Origin of the sequence: Streptomyces sp. MMG1121, assembly GCF_001280015.1 — a bacterium.
Taxonomy (GTDB): Bacteria; Actinomycetota; Actinomycetes; order Streptomycetales; family Streptomycetaceae; genus Streptomyces.
The window spans coordinates 1-1,745 of record NZ_LGDV01000033.1 but is presented as its reverse complement, the minus strand read 5'-3'; the positions used below and the strand labels follow the sequence as shown (position 1 = coordinate 1,745).

At 65.7% G+C, this 1,745-nt stretch carries 1 protein-coding gene; it reads left to right on the top strand.

Annotation, left to right across the window (positions count from 1 at the left end; translation table 11 throughout):
• Positions 1-1,745, top strand: a 1,745-nt coding sequence (locus tag ADK64_RS04965) for a dihydropteroate synthase (RefSeq protein ID WP_159046164.1), incomplete at both ends; no start/stop codon positions are given.

Genomic DNA, 1,745 nt, shown 5'->3' with positions numbered 1-1,745 from the left:
CTGGTGGGCGGCTGCTGTGGTACGACGCCGGAGCATCTGCGTCAGGTGGTCGAGCGGGTGCGGGGCATGGCCCCGGCGGTGCGTGAGCCGCGTCCGGAGCCGGGGGCGGCGTCGCTGTACCAGTCGGTGGCGTTCCGGCAGGACACCTCTTATCTGGCGATCGGTGAGCGGACGAACGCGAACGGGTCGAAGAAGTTCCGTGAGGCCATGCTGGAGGGCCGTTGGGACGACTGTGTGGAGATGGCCCGGGAGCAGATCCGGGAGGGTGCGCATCTGCTGGATCTGTGTGTGGACTATGTGGGCCGGGACGGTGTGGCCGACATGGAGGAGCTGGCGGGCCGTTTCGCGACCGCGTCGACTCTGCCGATCGTGCTGGACTCCACCGAGGTCGATGTCCTGCGGGCCGGGCTGGAGAAGCTCGGGGGCCGTGCGGTGATCAACTCGGTCAACTACGAGGACGGCGATGGTGCCGATTCGCGGTTCGCGAAGGTCACCCGGCTTGCCGGGGAGCATGGTGCGGCGCTGATCGCGCTGACCATCGACGAGGAGGGCCAGGCCCGTACGCCGGAGAAGAAGGTGGAGATCGCCGAGCGGCTGATCGCCGATCTGACGGGGAACTGGGGCATCCTCGAGTCCGACATTCTCATCGACACCCTGGCCTTCACCATCTGTACCGGTCAGGAGGAGTCCCGTGGGGACGGCATCGCCACCATCGATGCCATCCGGGAGCTGAAGCGCCGCCATCCGGACGTGCAGACCACGCTGGGTCTGTCGAACATCTCCTTCGGTCTGAACCCGGCCGCGCGGATCCTGCTCAACAGTGTGTTCCTGGACGAGTGTGTGAAGGCGGGTCTGGATTCGGCGATCGTGCATGCCTCGAAGATCTTGCCGATCGCCCGTTTCGACGAGGAGCAGGTGACCACCGCTCTTGATCTGATCTATGACCGTCGTGCCGAGGGGTATGACCCGTTGCAGAAGCTGATGGCTCTGTTCGAGGGGGCCACGGCGAAGTCGTTGAAGGCGGGCAAGGCCGAGGAGCTGGCGGCGCTGCCGTTGGAGGAGCGTCTGAAGCGGCGGATCATTGATGGTGAGCGCAATGGTCTGGAGGCGGATCTGGATGCGGCGCTGGTGGAGCGGCCGGCGCTGGACATCGTGAACGAGACGCTGCTGGACGGTATGAAGGTCGTCGGTGAGCTGTTCGGTTCGGGGCAGATGCAGTTGCCGTTCGTGCTGCAGTCCGCCGAGGTGATGAAGAGGGCGGTCGCGTATCTAGAGCCGCACATGGAGAAGTCGGATACCGAGGGCAAGGGCACGATCGTGCTGGCCACGGTGCGTGGGGACGTGCATGACATCGGCAAGAACCTGGTCGACATCATCTTGTCCAACAACGGCTACAACGTGGTCAACCTGGGGATCAAGCAGCCGGTCTCGGCGATCCTCGAGGCTGCTGAGGAGCACCGGGCCGATGTGATCGGGATGTCGGGGCTGCTGGTGAAGTCCACGGTGATCATGAAGGAGAACCTGGAGGAGCTGAACCAGCGCGGTCTGGCCGCTCGTTTCCCGGTCATCCTGGGCGGCGCCGCCCTGACCCGGGCCTATGTCGAGCAGGACCTGCACGAGGTCTACGAGGGCGAGGTCCGCTACGCCCGCGACGCCTTCGAGGGCCTGCGCCTGATGGACGCCCTCATCGGTGTCAAGCGGGGGGTGCCCGGCGCGAAGCTGCCCGAACTCAAGCAGCGCCGGGT